Annotated in this window: 16 protein-coding genes; 7 read left to right on the top strand and 9 right to left on the bottom strand. The window is 67.2% G+C overall.

Translation table 11 applies throughout. The features are described from left to right. Position 1: 1 nt before the first annotated feature. From PV773_RS22140 to PV773_RS22120, 5 genes are all read left to right on the top strand, one after another. Entirely contained in the window at positions 2-961 is a 960-nt protein-coding gene (locus tag PV773_RS22140) for an ABC transporter permease (protein ID WP_347968441.1), read from the top strand. Between the two features lie 9 nt (positions 962-970). Then, positions 971-1,801 carry an ABC transporter permease gene (locus PV773_RS22135; RefSeq protein WP_347968440.1) on the top strand — a complete coding sequence of 277 codons (831 nt, stop codon included), beginning with the start codon at positions 971-973 and terminating at the stop codon, positions 1,799-1,801. Then, the gene (locus tag PV773_RS22130) at positions 1,794-3,458 is read left to right on the top strand and encodes an ABC transporter ATP-binding protein (protein WP_347968439.1); all 1,665 of its coding nucleotides are present in this window, start codon (positions 1,794-1,796) and stop codon (positions 3,456-3,458) included. The genes PV773_RS22135 and PV773_RS22130 overlap by 8 nt, the downstream gene beginning before the upstream one ends. Positions 3,459-3,618: 160 nt before the next feature. Then, positions 3,619-3,864, top strand: a complete 246-nt coding sequence (locus PV773_RS22125) for a type II toxin-antitoxin system ParD family antitoxin (protein ID WP_347968438.1) — start codon at positions 3,619-3,621, stop codon at positions 3,862-3,864. After that, positions 3,854-4,156: a type II toxin-antitoxin system RelE/ParE family toxin gene (locus tag PV773_RS22120; protein ID WP_347968437.1), complete on the top strand. Its 303-nt coding sequence runs from the start codon at positions 3,854-3,856 to the stop codon at positions 4,154-4,156. Before PV773_RS22125 ends, PV773_RS22120 begins: the two co-directional genes overlap by 11 nt. 51 nt (positions 4,157-4,207) lie before the next feature. On the opposite strand, the gene PV773_RS22115 is transcribed toward PV773_RS22120, so the two are convergent. From PV773_RS22115 to PV773_RS22090, 6 genes are all read right to left on the bottom strand, one after another. Further along, the gene (locus PV773_RS22115) at positions 4,208-5,149 is read right to left on the bottom strand and encodes an alpha/beta hydrolase (RefSeq protein ID WP_347968436.1); all 942 of its coding nucleotides are present in this window, start codon (positions 5,147-5,149) and stop codon (positions 4,208-4,210) included. A 262-nt stretch (positions 5,150-5,411) separates the two neighbouring features. Beyond that, positions 5,412-6,194 carry a carnitinyl-CoA dehydratase gene (locus PV773_RS22110; RefSeq protein ID WP_347968435.1) on the bottom strand — a complete coding sequence of 261 codons (783 nt, stop codon included), beginning with the start codon at positions 6,192-6,194 and terminating at the stop codon, positions 5,412-5,414. 60 nt (positions 6,195-6,254) lie between these two features. After that, a complete protein-coding gene (locus PV773_RS22105; protein WP_347968434.1) occupies positions 6,255-8,549 on the bottom strand; it encodes an acetate--CoA ligase family protein in 2,295 nt (764 codons plus the stop codon). 70 nt (positions 8,550-8,619) lie between these two features. Beyond that, positions 8,620-9,783 (bottom strand): acyl-CoA dehydrogenase, encoded by a 1,164-nt coding sequence (locus PV773_RS22100; protein WP_347968433.1) that lies wholly within the window; start codon positions 9,781-9,783, stop codon positions 8,620-8,622. Positions 9,784-9,996: 213 nt separating this feature from the next. Beyond that, complete coding sequence (locus PV773_RS22095) at positions 9,997-11,073, bottom strand: carnitine 3-dehydrogenase (RefSeq protein WP_347968432.1); 1,077 nt, start codon at positions 11,071-11,073, stop codon at positions 9,997-9,999. Positions 11,074-11,253: 180 nt separating this feature from the next. Continuing rightward, positions 11,254-12,171, bottom strand: a complete 918-nt coding sequence (locus tag PV773_RS22090; RefSeq protein WP_347968431.1) for a 3-keto-5-aminohexanoate cleavage protein — start codon at positions 12,169-12,171, stop codon at positions 11,254-11,256. A gap of 80 nt (positions 12,172-12,251) precedes the next feature. Between PV773_RS22090 and PV773_RS22085 the strand changes: the two genes are divergently transcribed. Next, positions 12,252-13,232 (top strand): GlxA family transcriptional regulator, encoded by a 981-nt coding sequence (locus tag PV773_RS22085; RefSeq protein WP_347968430.1) that lies wholly within the window; start codon positions 12,252-12,254, stop codon positions 13,230-13,232. Between the two features lie 211 nt (positions 13,233-13,443). Here PV773_RS22085 and PV773_RS22080 read toward each other — a convergent pair whose 3' ends face one another. From PV773_RS22080 to xylA, 3 genes are all read right to left on the bottom strand, one after another. Continuing rightward, positions 13,444-14,202 (bottom strand): TIGR01458 family HAD-type hydrolase, encoded by a 759-nt coding sequence (locus PV773_RS22080; RefSeq protein ID WP_347968429.1) that lies wholly within the window; start codon positions 14,200-14,202, stop codon positions 13,444-13,446. A 63-nt stretch (positions 14,203-14,265) separates the two neighbouring features. Then, positions 14,266-14,496, bottom strand: coding sequence for a hypothetical protein (locus tag PV773_RS22075; RefSeq protein ID WP_347968428.1), 231 nt, complete (start codon positions 14,494-14,496; stop codon positions 14,266-14,268). 159 nt (positions 14,497-14,655) lie between these two features. Beyond that, positions 14,656-15,966, bottom strand: coding sequence for a xylose isomerase (xylA, locus tag PV773_RS22070; RefSeq protein WP_347968427.1), 1,311 nt, complete (start codon positions 15,964-15,966; stop codon positions 14,656-14,658). Positions 15,967-16,117: 151 nt separating this feature from the next. On the opposite strand from xylA, the gene PV773_RS22065 reads away from it, so the two are divergent. Continuing rightward, positions 16,118-16,477 (top strand): nuclear transport factor 2 family protein, encoded by a 360-nt coding sequence (locus PV773_RS22065; RefSeq protein ID WP_347968426.1) that lies wholly within the window; start codon positions 16,118-16,120, stop codon positions 16,475-16,477. Positions 16,478-16,537: the final 60 nt, after the last annotated feature.

Below are 16,537 nucleotides of genomic sequence, written 5' to 3'. Positions count from 1 at the left end.
CATGTCCAACCCAATCCTGAAACTGATCGCCCAGCGCATTGCGCTGGGCCTTCTCCTGCTTCTGGCCGTTTCGGTCCTGATCTTCGCCGGCACGCAAATCCTGCCCGGCGACGTCGCCCAATCCATTCTCGGCCAATCGGCCACGCCGCAGGCGCTCGCCAACCTGCGCGAGTCGCTCGGCCTCAACGATCCTGCCTATGTCCGCTACTTCAGGTGGCTGGGCGGGGTGCTGAGCGGCGACCTCGGCACGGCCTTGTCCAGCCGGCAGGACATCGCCGCCGCCATCGGCGGGCGCCTCAAGAACACGCTGTTCCTCGCTTTCTGGGCGGCAATCGTTTCCGTGCCGCTGGCGATCCTGCTCGGGCTGCTCGCGGTGCGCTACCGTAACGGCTTCATCGACAAGGCGATCTCGGGCCTGGCGCTGGCCTCGACCTCGCTGCCGGAGTTCTTCGTCGGCTACCTGCTCGTCTATTTCTTCGCCGTGAAGTGGCAGATCTTCCCCGGCATCTCCACCGTCTATGACGGCATGCCCTTCCTCGAGCGGATGAAGGCGATCGCCCTGCCCGCCACGGCGCTGACGCTGGTGGTGCTCGCCCACATGATGCGCATGACGCGCGCGGCGATCCTCAACGTCATGCAGTCGGCCTACATCGAGACGGCCGAACTCAAGGGGCTTTCGCCCTTCGACATCATCCGCAAGCACGCCTTCCCCAACGCGATCGCACCGATCATCAACGTCGTCATGCTCAACCTCGCCTTCCTCATCGTCGGCGTCGTCGTCATCGAGGTGATCTTCGTCTATCCGGGCATGGGGCAGTACCTGGTCGACCATGTCGCCAAGCGCGACGTGCCGGTGGTTCAGGCGGTCGGGCTGATCTTCGCCGCGGTCTACATCGGCCTCAACATGGTCGCCGACATCGCCGCCATCGTCGCCAACCCGCGCCTCCGGCACCCGAAATAGGACGGCGCCATGCGAGACCTCAAACGCATTCCCATCGGCGCCTGGATCGGCTTGATCCTGACCACGCTGTTCCTGATCGCGGCCGTCTTCGCGCCGTGGGTCGCACCTTATGGCAAGGCCGAAATCGTCGGCGACGTGTGGGCGCCGACGAGCGGCCAGTTCCTGCTCGGCACCGACAATCTCGGCCGCGACCTGCTCTCGCGCATGATCTACGGCGCCCGCACGACGATCTTCATCGCCGTGCTGGCGACCGCGCTGTCCTTCTCGCTCGGCTCGATCCTCGGCTTTACCGCAGCCGTCGTGGGCGGCTGGTTCGACACCACCATGTCGCGGCTGGTCGACCTCCTGATGGCGATCCCGACGCTGATCTTCGCGCTCGTGGTGCTGTCGGTGCTGCCCTCGACGCTGCTGACGCTGATCCTGGTCATGGGCATCCTCGACGCCACCCGCGTCTACCGCCTGTCGCGGGCGGTGGCCGTCGACATCAACGTCATGGACTTCGTCGAGGCGGCCAAGCTGCGCGGCGAAGGCAAGGCCTGGATCATCTTCCGCGAGATCCTGCCCAATGCGCTGTCGCCGCTCGTCTCCGAGCTCGGCCTGCGCTTCATCTATGCGGTGCTGTTCCTCTCGGCGCTATCCTTCCTCGGCCTCGGCGTGCAGCCGCCGGACGCGGACTGGGGCGGCATGGTCAAGGAGAACAAGGACGGCATCGTCTTCGGCATCCCGGCGGCGCTGATCCCGGCCGCGGCGATCGCCGCACTCGCCATCTCCGTCAACCTCGTCGCCGACTGGGTGCTCAACCGGACGACCGATCTCAAGGGAGGGCGCGGCAATGGCTAGGACACCCAGGCCGGCAGCCGGCTCGGACATGCTGCTCGACATCCGCAACCTCCGGCTCGAGGCCAAGGTCTACCCGCCCGGCGAGGCGCCCAGGACGATCACGCTCGTGCACGACGTCTCGCTCAGCCTGCACCGGGGCAAGGTGCTCGGCCTGATCGGCGAATCCGGCGCCGGCAAGTCGACCATCGGGCTGTCGTCGATGGCCTACGGCCGCGGCGGCGTGAAGATCACCGGCGGCGAGATCATCCTCAACGGCCGCGACATCCGCAAGGCCGGCACGCCCGGCGTCCGTGCCCTGCGCGGCCGCGAGGTCTGCTATGTCGCGCAGTCGGCGGCGGCCGCCTTCAACCCCGCCCACCGGCTGATGGACCAGGTGGTCGAGGCCTCGGTGCTGCACGGCGTCTGCAGCCGCGAAGAGGCCGAGAAACGCGCTGTGGCGCTGTTCAGGAAGCTCAGCCTTCCCGATCCGGAAAACATCGGCAAGCGCTTCCCGCACCAGGTCTCGGGCGGCCAGCTGCAGCGCGTCATGACCGCGATGGCGCTGTGCTCCGAACCCGACCTGATCGTCTTCGACGAGCCGACGACCGCGCTCGACGTCACCACCCAGATCGACGTGCTCGCCGCGATCAAGGAAGCGATCCGCGACACTGGCGTGGCCGCCCTCTACATCAGCCACGACCTCGCCGTGGTCGCCCAGGTCGCCGACGAGATCATGGTGCTCAGGCACGGCAAGCTGGTGGAATGGGGCGGCACGCGCCAGATCATCAAGGAGCCGCGACAGGAATACACCACCGCCCTGGTCTCCGTGCACGAGATCGCGCATGAGGAGAAGAAGCCGGACGCGGCCCCCTTCCTGTCGGTGAAGAACGTCACTGCGGCCTACGCCGGCGGCAGGATCAAGGTGCTGAAGAACGTCTCGGTCGACGTCCTGCCCGGCCAGACGCTCGCCGTCGTCGGCGAATCCGGTTCCGGCAAGTCGACGCTGGCGCGCGCCATCACCGGGCTTCTGCCGCCAGAACAGGGCAGCATCAGCTTCGCCGGCCGGACGCTCGCCAACCGCCTCGCCGACCGCACCCGCGACGACCTGCGCGAGTTGCAGATGATCTACCAGATGGCCGATGTGGCGATGAACCCGCGCCAGACGGTGGCGACGATCATCGGCAGGCCGCTGGAGTTCTACTTCGGCATGGGCGGCAAGGAACGCGACGCCCGCGTCGCCGAGCTGCTCGACAAGATCGAGCTCGGGCGCGGCTTCGCCGACCGCTATCCGGCGGAGCTTTCGGGCGGCCAGAAGCAGCGCGTCTGCATCGCCCGGGCGCTGGCGGCCAAGCCGCGGCTGATCATCTGCGACGAGGTCACCAGCGCGCTCGACCCGCTGGTCGCCAACGGCATCCTCAAGCTGCTGCTCGAGCTGCAGCGAGAGGAAGGCGTCGCCTACCTCTTCATCACCCATGACCTGGCCACGGTGAAGTCGATCGCCGATTCCATCGCCGTCATGTATCGCGGCGAAGTGGTGCGCTACGGGCCGAAGTCCCAGGTGCTCGAGCCGCCCTTCGACGCCTATACCGACCTGCTGCTCTCGTCGGTGCCGGAGATGGAGATGGGCTGGCTCGAAAAGGCCATCAAGGGCCGGAGGATGGCAAGCGCGGGGAATTGAGGGGTCGCCCTTCCCTCCCCCCGTTCACCGGGGAGAGGGATCACCACACCCACTCGCCACGCCCCGGCGCGGCCACCACATCGACGATGCGGGTGAAGCTGATCGGGCGTGTCAAATCGCTGAATTTGCCAGAGATACCAATCTTTGGTATCGTCAAGGCATGAACAAGAACACCTCCATCTCGCTCGGCCTGCATTTCTCCGAGTTCGTCGACCGACAGGTCGAGGACGGTCGCTACAGCTCGGCCAGCGAGGTCATCCGCGCCGGGCTGCGGCTGCTGGAAGAGCACGAGCTGCAGGTGGCGCAGCTCCGCGCCGCCATCATCGAAGGTGAGGAGAGCGGCCCGTCCAAGCCGTTCGATCCAGTGAACTTCCTTGGCCGGATGCGCGCCGGCCATGGCCGATAAGCGGCTTCTTTTTTCTCCTGCCGCCGAAGCCGACCTCGAGGCGATCTGGCTGTATACCGCCGAGCATTGGAGTGCCGAGCAAGCCGACCGATACGTGCTGCAAATTCACGGTTGCGGCCTGGAGATAGCGGCAGGTAGGCGCAAAGGCCGATCCCTTGCGAGTATCCGTCCCGGCTATTTCAAGGCGAATGTCGGATCGCATCTTGTCGTCTACCGCATTGTAGGCGACGCGGTAGACGTCGTCCGTATTCTTCACCGGCGCATGGATATCGAGGCTCGGCTGGACGAGTAGCTTCGAACCCGCGAATGCGCATGTGCCCAACCTGCTGCATCCGGCCGAGCCTCACCACACCCACTCCGCTCGCCCCAGCACGGCGACCGCATCGACGATGCGGGTGAAGCTGGCGCGCGCGCGACCGACGGTGTGACGGGCGCGCAGGTAGCCGTGCACCAGCCCCGGTTCCTCGTGCCAGAACGCCTTGCCGCCGGCGGCGACCACGCGTTCGCCATAGGCCTCGCCGTCCGAGGACAGCGGGTCGCATTCGGCGGTGATGATCACCGTTGGCGGCAGGTTGCAGAAATCCGCGTCTGCGAGCGGCATGAGCGTGATGTCGCCGGTGCGGTCCTCGCCGCCGGTGCGGATGTCCTTGTAGAATTCGAGGTCGCGCATCGTCAGCATCGGCGCCTCGGCGTGACGGACATAGGAGCCGCGCGACTGGTCACCGCCGAGCCCGGGATAAATCAGCACCTGCCCGGCCGGCCGGCGCTTGTGCCCGCGCGTGGCGTGGCTGACGGCGGCGGCGAGGTTGCCGCCGGCGCTGTCGCCGGCGAGCACGATGGGCTGCGCATAGGCCTCGATCGCCCATTCGAAAGCGGCCATGGCGTCGTCGAATGCCGCCGGATGCGGGTGCTCCGGCGCCAGCCGGTAGTCGACCGACACCACCTCGTAGCCGGTACGGCCGCAGAGTTCGGCGCAGACGTCGTCATGGCTGTCGAGCCCGCCGAGAATGAACCCGCCGCCGTGGAAATAGAGCACCACCGCCTCCGGCTTCTTGCCGGCCAGGTGGTAGACGCGAATGCGCACCTCGCGCCCGGGCGCCGGAATGGCCGTCGTCTCTGCCGTCACGCCATCGGGATAACCGGCGAAGAACTCCCGGCACATCCGGTCGTAGACCACGCGCTGCTGGGTGATCGTGTAGTCGATCGTGTCGGGCGGATAGTAGGAATTGGTCCGCTCGATGAAGGCCCAGGTCTCGGCGTCGATGAGTTTGGCGTAGTCGGTCATTGGAGCAGGCTCCGGTGGAGGTAGAACTCCTTCGCGCCCCCCTCTGGTCCTGAGCTGGTCGAAGGGCCGGACATCTCCCCCACAAGGGGGGAGATTAGGCTGTCACCAACGTCGCGACCAATCACAAGCTTCTCAGGTGTGCGCCGCGTTGCGAAGCCGAGGAGCTTGGCGAGAGGCCAACGCGACTGATCTCCCCCCTCGTGGGGGAGATCGCCGGCAGGCCAGAGGGGGGCGCGAAGAAACTCGACCATGCCGCCACCCCCTACTTCCCCTTCCACACCGGATCGCGCTTTTCGGCAAATGCCTTGAAGCCCTCGAGATTGTCCTCCGAGCTGTAGAGTTCGTCCACAGTGCGGAACTGGCGCTTGGTGATGCGGTTCATCGTTTCCTGGAAGCCCATCGCCTCGGCCGCGCGGGCAACCTCCTTGATTGCGGCAAACACCAGCGGCGGGCCGCCGGCGAGCAACCGGGCGATCTCCCAGACCCGGTCCTCGAGCTTGTCGGCCGGCAGCACCTCGTTGACCAGCCCCCAGCGATGCGCCTCGGCCACGTCCATCCAGCGGCCGGTCAGCAGCAGGTCCATCGCCACGTGATAGGGAATGCGCTTGGGCAGCTTGATGGTGGCGGCGTCGGCCAGCGTGCCGGCCTTGATCTCCGGCAGGGCGAAGCTCGAATGATCCGAGGCGTAGATCAGGTCGCAGGACAGCGCCAGCTCGAAGCCGCCGCCCACCGCCATGCCGTTGACGCAGGCAATCACCGGCTTGTTCAGGTCGCGCAGCTCCTGCAGCCCGCCGAAGCCGCCGACGCCATAGTCGCCGTCGACCGCATCGCCGTTTGCCGCGGCCTTCAGATCCCAGCCGGCCGAGAAGAACTTCTCCCCCGCCGTCTTGACGATGGCGATGCGCAAGCCGTCGTCGTCGCGGAAGGCCTTGAAGGTCTGCCCGAGCAGCCGCGACGTGGCGAGGTCGATGGCGTTGGCCTTGGGCCGGTCGAGCGTGACCTCGAGGATGGCGCCCTCGCGGCGGGTTTTCACGACGTCGGACATTTTTCCCTCCATTGCCCTCACTCACCCTTGGCCTGGATGGCCCTCACGACCTTTGGCCCCTCACCCTTTCCCTCTCCCCGTAGATGACGGAGAGAGGGGGGCGTCAACGCCGCGGCCATCCTCCTTCTCCCCGTCACGACGGGGAGAAGGTCCGGCAGGGGATGAGGGGCCATTTGAACCTACCAGCAGCGCGTCCGCGATCCAGGCGCCCTGCCCTTCGCCGCAGACGATCAGCGGGTTGATGTCGAGTTCCTCGATTGCATCGGCATGATCGGAGACGAATGCGGCAATCGTCATGATCGCATCGACGGCAGCGCCGACATCAGCCCTGGCGCGGCCACGATAGCCGTCGAGCAGCGGGTACATCTTGAGCCCCTTCAACGCCGCCTCGACCTCGTCGCGCGAGGCGGGCAGCAGCAGCGTCGCGCTGTCCTTGATGAGCTCGACCAAAACGCCGCCGGTGCCGATGGTCATCACCGGGCCGAACAGCGGATCCCTGACGATTCCAACGATCAGCTCCGCCACGCCGCCCGACACCATCTTCTCGACATAGACCCCGGAGCCCAGCGGCAGGAGCGCGACGGCCGCCGCGCCCACATCCTCGCCGGTCCGCAGATTGAGCCGCACCCCGCCCAACTCGCTCTTGTGGGCAACGCCCAGCGCCTTGAGCGCGACGGGATAGCCAAGCGCCTCGGCCGCCGCGATGGCTTCGGCTACGCTTTTCGCGCGACGACCCGCCGGCACGGCAAGGCCTGCTTCGCGCAGCAGGGATTTGGCGGCGGCTTCGTCGAGGGTTCCACCCTCCCTCTTGTGGGGAGGGTCGGCGCGCAGCGCCGGGGTGGGGGTATTGGCGGCGGCTCGGTTACTCCCACCCGCGCCTTCGGCGCGACCTCCCCACAAGGGGGAGGTAGAAGGCTTGCTCCACGCTTCTGCAATCCCCGCCGCCGCCTCCGCCGCGTCCATCGCCTCTGCGATCCCCTGCAACGGCACGATGCCGCGCGCAAACAGGTCGGCCGCGTGTTCCTCGGTCAAATTCTCCGACATCGACGCCACGATCGCCCCGCGCGCGCCATTGGCCATCAGCGCCGCCTCGAAGGCGCGCACCGTCGGCCACCAGTCGGCGTCGGAGCAGCGGTCGTTGCGCGGGAAATCCAGCACCAGCATGTTGAGATCGAAGCCGCCCGACGCCATCGCCGCGAAGGTCGCGGTCATCGCCGGTTCGTCGTTCCAGATGAAGGTGTGGTAGTCGAGCGGGTTGGCGACCGCCACGAAGGCGCCGAGCGTCGACTTGACCCGGGCATAATGCTCCGGCGTCAGCGCCGGGAAGTGGAGCCGCCGGCCCTCGGCGCTGTCGGCCATGACCGATGCCTCGCCGCCCGAACAGCTCATCGACGACAGCGAAAAGCCCGGCAGCGGGCCGACCGCGTGCAGAAGCTTCAGCGTTTCGAGCAGCGACGGGATGGTGTCGACGCGGGCGATGCCCAGGCGCTTGAGGAAGGCGTCGGACGCTGCGTCCGAACCCGCCAGCGACGCCGTATGCGAGATCGTCGCCTTGCGCGCCTGCTCGGAGCGGCCGACCTTCATGGCGACGATCGGCTTGTTCAGTTCCCGCGCCCGCGCCGCCAGCCGCTCGAAGCCCTCGACCTTGTCGAAGCCCTCGATATGCAGGCCGAGGCAGGACACCCGCTCGTCCTCGATCAGGCCCAGCGCCATCTCGGACAGGCCCGTCTGCGCCTGGTTTCCCGCCGTCATCAGGAAGGCCACCGGCAGGCCGCGCTTCTGCATGGTCAGGTTGCAGGCGATGTTGGACGACTGCGTGATGATGGCGACGCCGCGCCCGCCAGGCGCCAGCCTCTGGCCGCCATGCTGGTCGGGCCACAGAAGCGCGCCGTCGGCATAGTTGATCAGGCCGTAGCAGTTGGGCCCGATGACCGGCATGGCACCGGCGGCCGCCACCAGCTCGGCCTGCAGCCGCTCGCCATCGGCATCGTCGTTGCCGGCCTCGAGGAAGCCCGAGGCAAAAGAGATCGCTCCGCCCGCGCCGCGCGCAGACAGCTGCGCGATCACCTCGATGGTCAGGAAGCGGTTGACGCCGACGAAGGCCGCGTCGGGCGCTGCGGGCAGCTCGGCCACCGAGCGGAAGGTTTTTATCCCCTCGACTGCCTCCTTCGTCGGGTGCACCGGCCAAATGTCGCCGGCAAAGCCCATTTTCAGGCATTGCCTGACCACGGCTGCCGCCTGCGAGCCGCCGAAGACTGCAATCGACTTCGGCCGCAGCAGGCGTTCGAGCCTGCCCTTGCCGGGTTCGGGCGGGGCCAGCTTCGGGGTGGGGGTAGATGAAGTCGAGCCAGACATATTTACCCCCACCCGGCCCTGCGGGCCATCCTCCCCACAAGGGGGAGGGTCGAACCAGGAAGCCGCGACATCATCCGCCCACCGCCCTGAGCAGGGCGCGGGAGATGATGTGCCGCTGGATTTCCGACGTTCCTTCCCAGATGCGCTCGACGCGGGCGTCGCGCCAGATGCGCTCCAGCGGCAGGTCGTCCATCAGGCCCATGCCGCCATGGATCTGGATCGCCTCGTCGGCGACGTAGGCCAGCATCTCGGTGGCCTTCAGCTTGGCCATCGCCATGTCCTGGTCGGTGACCGTGCCCTGGTCGTATTTCCAGCCGGCCTCCATCACCATCAGCTCGGCCGCCTTGAGTTCGGTCGCCATGTCGGCGAGCTTGAACGACACGCCCTGGAACTTGCCGATCTGCTGGCCGAACTGCTCGCGCTGCGCCGCATATTCGACGGCGTGGCCCAGCGCCCGCTCGGCGCGGCCGAGGCAGGTGGCGCCGACCTGCAGGCGCGTCGCGCCCAGCCAGCTGTTGGCGACCTCGAAGCCCTTGTGCACCTCGCCCAGTACCTGGCTCGCCGGCAGGCGGCAGTCGTCGAACTCCAGCACCGAATTGGTGTAGCCGCGATGCGAGACGTTGCGGTAGCCGTCACGCACGGTGAACCCTGGCGTGCCCTTGTCGACGAAGAAGGCGGTGATCTTCTTGCGTTTTCCGCGCGGCGTATCTTCCTCGCCAGAGGCCATGAAGACGATGGCGAAATCGGCGAGGTCGGCGTGGGAGATGAAATGCTTGGTGCCGTTCAGCACCCAGTCGCCGCCCTTCTCGACGGCGGATGCCTTCATGCCGCGCAGGTCGGAGCCGGCGCCCGGCTCGGTCATGGCGAGGCAGTCCCACTTCTCGCCGCGGATGCAGGGGAAGAGATACTTTTCGCGCTGCTCCGGCGTGCCGGCGAGCAGGATGTTGGACGGCCGCGCCACGCAGGTCCAGTGCAGCGCATAGTTGGCGCGGCCGAGCTCCTTTTCGTAGAGCAGCCAGGTCAGCGTATCGAGCCCCGCCCCGCCGACATCCGCCGGCATGTTGGCGGCATAGAGCCCGGCGGCGATCGCCTTTGCCTTGATCTCCTCGATCAGCTCGCGCCGGAGATGACCGCTGCGCTCGACCTCGCGCTCATGCGGGTAGAGCTCGTTCTCGACGAAGGCGCGCGTCGTGTCGACGATGAGCCGCTGTTCCTCGGACAGACCGAAATGCATTCTTAGCCCTCCCCGGGATGGTTGGGGTCGCTGGACTTTGCCGACAGGGAAGCACCCCCACTCCGTCGCGCTGCGCGCGCCACCTCTCCCCCTGCCCGGGGGAGAGGACGGGCGCCAAGGCTGCGGCCGGCCTTCCTCTCCCCCGTAGAACGGGGGAGAGGTGGTTTGCGCAGCAAACCGGAGCGGGGGTCGACCTCCTCGAACTGCATCGTCTCAGCCCTTCTTCTTTGCCGCCGCCTTCTTCACCGGCTTGGTCGCCTTGGCCTTCTCGGCGGCCTTCGACACCTTGGGCTTCGCCTGCGCGGCGAGCTGCCTGGTGTAGTCCTTGTAGAGCGCGCCGGCGCCCCAGCCCTTGCCCTTGTTCTGCTTCGACAGCGCATCCATGATCGCCACGAGATTGTCGTCTCGGATCTTTTCCAGCTCGCGGATCGACCATTTGTCGGATTGCTCGTCCGACTGGGTCGCGATCAGGTCGACCAGCTCGTCGTTGAACTCCGGCACGTCCATCAGCTTGGTCCACGGCCATTTCAGGCAGGGGCCGAACTGGGCCATGAAGTGGCGCATGCCGGCCTCGCCGCCGGCGATGCGGTAGACCTGGAACATGCCCATCTGGGCCCAGCGCAGGCCGAAGCCGTAGCGCATGATGTCGTCGAGTTCCTCGACCGAGCAGATGCCGTCCTTGATCAGCCACAGCGCCTCGCGCCAGGCCGCCTCCAGCAGGCGGTCGCCGACGAAGGCCTCGATCTCCTTGCGGATGACGACCGGCTTCATGCCGATGGAGGCATAGATCTCCTTGGCGACCTCGATGGCCTCGGGGAAAGTCTGGGCGCCGCCGACGATCTCGACGATGGGCAAAAGGTAGACCGGGTTGAACGGATGGCCGACCACCAGCCGCTCGGGGTGCTTCTTCATCGCCACCTGCATGTCGGACGGCTTGATGCCGGAGGTGGACGAACCGATGATCGAATTGGCGGGGGCGTGGCTGTCGATCTCCGCCAGCACCTTGTGCTTGAGGTCGAGCCGTTCGGGCACGCTTTCCTGGATGAAGTCGGCGTCGGCCACTGCTTCCGCGATGGTCTTGGCGAAGCTCAGCTTGCCCTCCTTGGGCAGGCCGCCGGGCAGCATCTGCTTGTAGGCCCGGCGCGCGCCCTTCATCACCTCGCCGACCTTGCGGGAGGCCTCCGGGTCGGGATCGAAGATCGACACGTCGATGCCGTTGAGCAGCAGCCGCGCCACCCAGCCCGCGCCGATCACCCCGCCGCCGATGGCGGCTGCCTTGGAAATTGTCATGGTTCCAGTCCCCCAAATTCGACCCCCGCTCCGGTTTGCTGCGCAAACCACCTCTCCTCCGATCGACGGGGGAGAGGAAGGACGGCCGCAACCTTGGCACCTTTCCTCTCCCCCGGGCAGGGGGAGAGGTGGCGAGCGCAGCGAGCCGGAGTGGGGGTGATTGTCTTCATCGCAAGGTGGTCACGCCGCCAGCGGCGCGCGCTTCGTAAGATTCAGCTTCTTGCGTACCTCTTCGGGCCCGATGACCCGCGCGCCGAGGGTCTCGACGACCGTCACCGCCTTCTCGACCAGCTGCGCATTGGTCGCCAGCACGCCCTTGTCGAGCCAGAGGTTGTCCTCGAGGCCGACGCGCACGTTGCCGCCGGCAAGCACTGCGGCCGCGGCATAGGCCATCTGGTTGCGGCCGAGCGAGAAGGCCGAGAAGGTCCAGCTCTTCGGCACGTTGTTGACCATGGCCATGAAGGTGTTGAGGTCGTCGGGGGCGCCCCACGGCACGCCCATGCACAGCTGCACCAGCGCGTCGGGCTTGAGCACGCCCTCCTCCACCAGCTGCTTGGCGAACCACAGGTGGCCGGTGTCGAAGGCCTCGATCTCCGGCTTGACGCCCATCGCCGTCATCATGCCGCCCATGGCGCGCAGCATGCCCGGCGTGTTGGTCATGACGTAGTCGGCCTCGGCGAAGTTCATCGTGCCGCAGTCGAGCGTGCAGATCTCCGGCAGGCACTGGCGCACATGCTCGACGCGGTTCGACGCGCCGCCCATGTCGGTGCCGGCTTCCTTCAGCGGCAGCGGGCTCTCGACACCGCCGAACACCATGTCGCCGCCCATGCCGGCGGTGAGGTTGAGCACCACGTCGACGTCGGCCTCGCGGATGCGCTCGGTCACCTCGCGGTAGAGATGGATGTCGCGGCGCGGCTTGCCGGTCTCGGGATCGCGCACATGGCAGTGGACGATCGCCGCGCCCGCCTTGGCCGCCTCGATGGCCGAGTCGGCGATCTGCTTGGGCGAACGCGGCACCAGATGGCTGCGATCCTGCGTTCCACCGGACCCGGTCACGGCACAGGTAATGAAGACCTCGCGGTTCATCTCGAGCGGCATCGCATTCCTCCCATACGAAACATCTGGCCGCGATCATCGCGCCGCTTGCGCGCGTCTGTTTTGCGTTTTACGAAATCCAAATGGCCAAGAGCGAAAAACCGACAATCTTTCGCAGCGAGCGGGCCCCGCTCAGGGTGACGATGCTGGTCTTCTCCGGCGCGTCCATCATGTGCGTGGCCTCCGCCATCGATCCGCTGCGCGCCGCCAACCGCATCGCCGGCGAAACGCTGTTCGATTTCCGCCTCGTCTCGGCCACCGGGGAGCCGGCGTTCACCACCTGTGGCCTGCCGGTAGCCGTATCCGGTGCCTTCGATCCCGGCGAACCATGCGACGTGCTCGTCGTCATCGCCGGCTTCGGCACGCAGGGCTACGCCACCTCCAAGCTGCTCGGCGGCCTGCGCCGCGCCGCGCGTGGCGCGCGGGCGGTCGGCGGCGTCGAGGCCGGCACCTGGCTGGTCGCCCGCGCCGGCCTGCTGGACGGCCGGGCCGCGACCACGCACTGGGAGGACCTGGAGGACTTTTCAGTGGCCTTTCCCGAGGTCGAGGTGCGCCCCGACCGCTACATCATCGACGGCCCGGTGTTCACCTGCGGCGGTGCCGCGCCGACCTTCGACCTGATGCTGCATCTGGTGCGGTCGCGGCTCGGCATGGCGGTGGCGCTCGATGTGGCCAGCGTCTTCATCTACGACCAGTCGCGTGCCGCAACCGATGCCCAGCCGCTGGTCTCGCTCGGCCGGCTCGACGGTTACGATCCGCGGCTCGCCCAGGCGATCCGGCTGATGGAGGCGCATGTCGACCGCCCGCTGACGATCGCCGCGATCGCCAGGCGCGCCGGGGTGACGGCGCGCACGCTCGAAAGCATCTTCCGCGCCTCGATCGGCGAAACGCCGGGCGCCTACTATCTCAGGCTCAGATTGAGTGCCGCCCGCCGGCTGGTGGTGGATACCCGCGTCAGCATGGCCGAAGTGGCCGAGCGCACCGGCTTCTCCTCCGCCGCCGCCTTTTCCCGCAGCTTTTCGCGTGCGTTCGGAACGGCCCCGGTCAGGATGCGGCGGGGGTAGTTGGCGCTCTGCCGGCGGCGCCCGTGTGCTTCATACCCCCACCCTCAATCCCTCCCCACAAGGGGGAGGGAGGTTTTGCGTCGCGCTATACGATCCAATGGTGACAACATCTCGCTTGGCGCGAGCAGCCCCGGAATCCCCCTCCCCCTTGTGGGGAGGGGTTAGGGGTGGGGGTAACCTCACATGCACGAGCGAGGATGCAGGCGGCCTATCAGCCCCGCTTGCGAACAATCCACTCGACCGCAGCTTCCAGGTCGTCGACGACCGCGGTCGGGTGCGGCGCGAAGCGGCCCTCGTCGCCCGGCCGATACTTGCCGGTGCGGACCAGCAGCCCTGCCCCCAGCCCGGCACGCAACGCGCCGGCGACGTCGCTCTCCATGTCGTCGCCGACCATGACGGCATCGCCCGGCCCGCAGCCCAGGCCGGCAAGGGCGGCGTGGAAGAAGTCGCGCGACGGCTTGCCGAGCACGATCGCCTGCTTGCCGGCGGCGAACTCGAGCGCGGCGACGAAGGCCCCGGCATCGAGGCTGAGGCCGCCATCGGCGTCCTTGAAGGTCCGGTTGGTGGCGAGCGCCAGGAACTCGGCGCCGTCGACGAGCTGCCGGAAGGCGCCGTTCATCGCGGCATAGTCGAACGCCTCTGCGGCGTCGCCGACCACGACGGCCTTCAGCTCGCCCGCGGGGACGCCGGAGAACTCCGCTTCGAGATCCGGATGCACGAGCAGATGCGGGCTGCAGCCATGCGCCGTAAGCCAGGCAACCGCGGCGTTCGCCGGCGTCAGCAGTTCGTCATCCGCGATGGTAATGCCGAGCCCGGCCAGTTGCACCACGATCGCCTGCCGCGGCGAGCGCGTGGTGTTGCTGACGAAGCGGATGGGCAGACCGGCATCGCGCAGAAGCGCGATCGCCTCGACCGCGCCCCGGATCGGCGTGTCGCCGTCATAGACGACGCCCGAAAGATCCAGGAGCACCGCGCGTATCATCTAAGGAGGATGGCTGACCATCCTCCGTTCGTCAAACGCGGCGGCAAGGGGCTATGCCGCGTCGCGGCCTTCGTGGTCGATCCGCGCCCGCATGCTCTCGGCGAGCACGAGTTCGAGCCGCTTTGCCACTGCCCGGCTCCATTCGTCGGACAGTTCGGTCTCCGTGACCGGCGGCAGCGCCATCAGGCGGTCGACGATCGAAACGGCCTCCGACTTGTCGAGGAGAGCCTCGATCGCCGGATCGTGCCTGTCGGTGGTGAAAGTCTTTTGTTCCCGTCTCATGGAACACTAAGTGGCTGATTCGACTGGCGCCATGAGGGCGAGAAAGGGGCAATTCGGGGGCAAGGTGTGCCCCCGCCGGAACCTCAACCGCCTGCGCCCCACCCGCCAACCGCGCGTGGGGCCTCCATGGTTTCCGACAGCCGTGCCTGGAACGCGCCGTCAGACGTAGCGGTTGACGACGTTCTCCAGATATTCCTGCCGCCCCGACTTCGGCTGCGGCTCGATGCCGTCCTTGACCACGCGCGCGGCGATCTCCTCCAGCGTGCGCTCGCCTGCCAGCATCGCCTTGGCCTCGGCCGCGTTCCAGCCGGCGTAGCGGGCGTCGAGCGGGCCGGACAGCGCCTTGTCCTCGATCATCCTGGCCGCCGCCTTCAGGCCACGGGCGCAGGCATCCATGCCGCCGATATGGGCGACCAGCAGGTCCTCCGGATCGAGCGACTGGCGGCGCAGCTTGGCGTCGAAATTGGTGCCGCCCGTCTTGAAGCCGCCGCCGAGCAGCACCTGGTAGTAGGCCAGCGCCATCTCCGGCACGTTGTTGGGGAACTGGTCGGTGTCCCAGCCCGACTGGTAGTCGTTGCGGTTCATGTCGATGGAGCCGAAGATGCCGAGCGCATTGGCGGTCGCCAGCTCGTGCTCGAACGAGTGACCGGCCAGGATCGCGTGGCCCTGCTCGATATTGACCTTCACCTCCTTCTCCAGCCCGTACTTTTTCAGGAAGCCGTAGACGGTGGCGACGTCGTAGTCGTACTGGTGCTTGGTCGGCTCCTGCGGCTTCGGCTCGATCAGGATCGTGCCGGTGAAGCCGATCCTGTGCTTGTAGTCGACGACGAGGTTGAGGAAGCGGCCGAGCTGGTCGAGTTCGCGGCCCATGTCGGTGTTGAGCAGCGTCTCATAGCCTTCGCGCCCACCCCACAGCACGTAGTTCTCGCCCTTGAGCCGCTTGGTGACGTCCATGCAATGCTTCACAGTCGCTGCCGCATAGGCGAAGACGTCCGGATCGGGGTTGGTCGCCGCACCCGCCATGAAGCGGCGGTTGGAGAACAGGTTCGCCGTGCCCCACAGAAGTTTGACGCCGGTCTTGGCCATCTTGGCCTCGAAATGGCCGGCGATCTCGTCGAGGCGCTTGGCACTCTCGGCGAAGTTGGTCCCCTCGGGCCGCACGTCGGCATCGTGGAAGCAGAAATAGGGCACGCCCAGCAGCGAGAACAGCTCGAACGCGACGTCGGCCTTCAGCCTGGCATGCTCCATCGTTTCCCCAAACCAGGGGCGTTCAAAAGTCTGGCCACCGAACGGGTCGCCGCCCGGCCAGGCGAAGCTGTGCCAGTAGGCGACGGCGAAGCGCAGATGGTCCTCCAGCCTTTTGCCGAGCACCACCTCGTCGGCGTTGTAGTGGCGGTAGGCCAGCGGATTGGTGCTGTCGGGCCCCTCGTATTTGACGGGCTTGATGTCGCCGAAATAGCCGGTGCTCATGGGAGAACTCCTTTCAGTGAGTAAGCATCGCCGCCCGCTGCCGGGCGACTGCAGAATTTCCGAATTCGATTACTTCAGGCGTAATTGGTTCCAGTCGAGCCTGCTGCGACAAAGGCCGCGTCAACCAGGACGAACCCGACGGAGTGCAGAAATGACCGATTACAACGCCATCGCCGAGGCCTACATCGCCGCCTGGAACGAGACCGACGCAGCCGTCCGCAAGGCCAAGATGGACGCCGCCTTCACCTCCGCCGTCAGCTACCGCGACCCGATCATGCAGGGCGACGGCCATGGCGGCATCGACGCGCTGATCGCCGGCGTGCACGGCCAGTTCCCCGGCTTCCGCTTCAGGCTGAAGGGCAGTGCCGACGGCTTCGGCGACAACATCCGCTTCTCCTGGGGCCTTGGCCCCGACGGCGTCGACGCGGTGATCGAGGGCTCCGACTTCGCCACCATCGAGGGCGGCCGCCTGAGCGCCATCACCGGCTTCCTCGACAGGGTGCCGGGCTGAGGCGACGCGACTGATCTCCCCCCTTGTGGGGGAGATGCCCGGCAGGGCAGAGGGGGGTGC

Source organism: Mesorhizobium sp. CC13, assembly GCF_039907765.1.
Lineage (GTDB): Bacteria > Pseudomonadota > Alphaproteobacteria > Rhizobiales > Rhizobiaceae > Aminobacter.
This window is presented reverse-complemented; position numbering and strand designations above follow the sequence as displayed.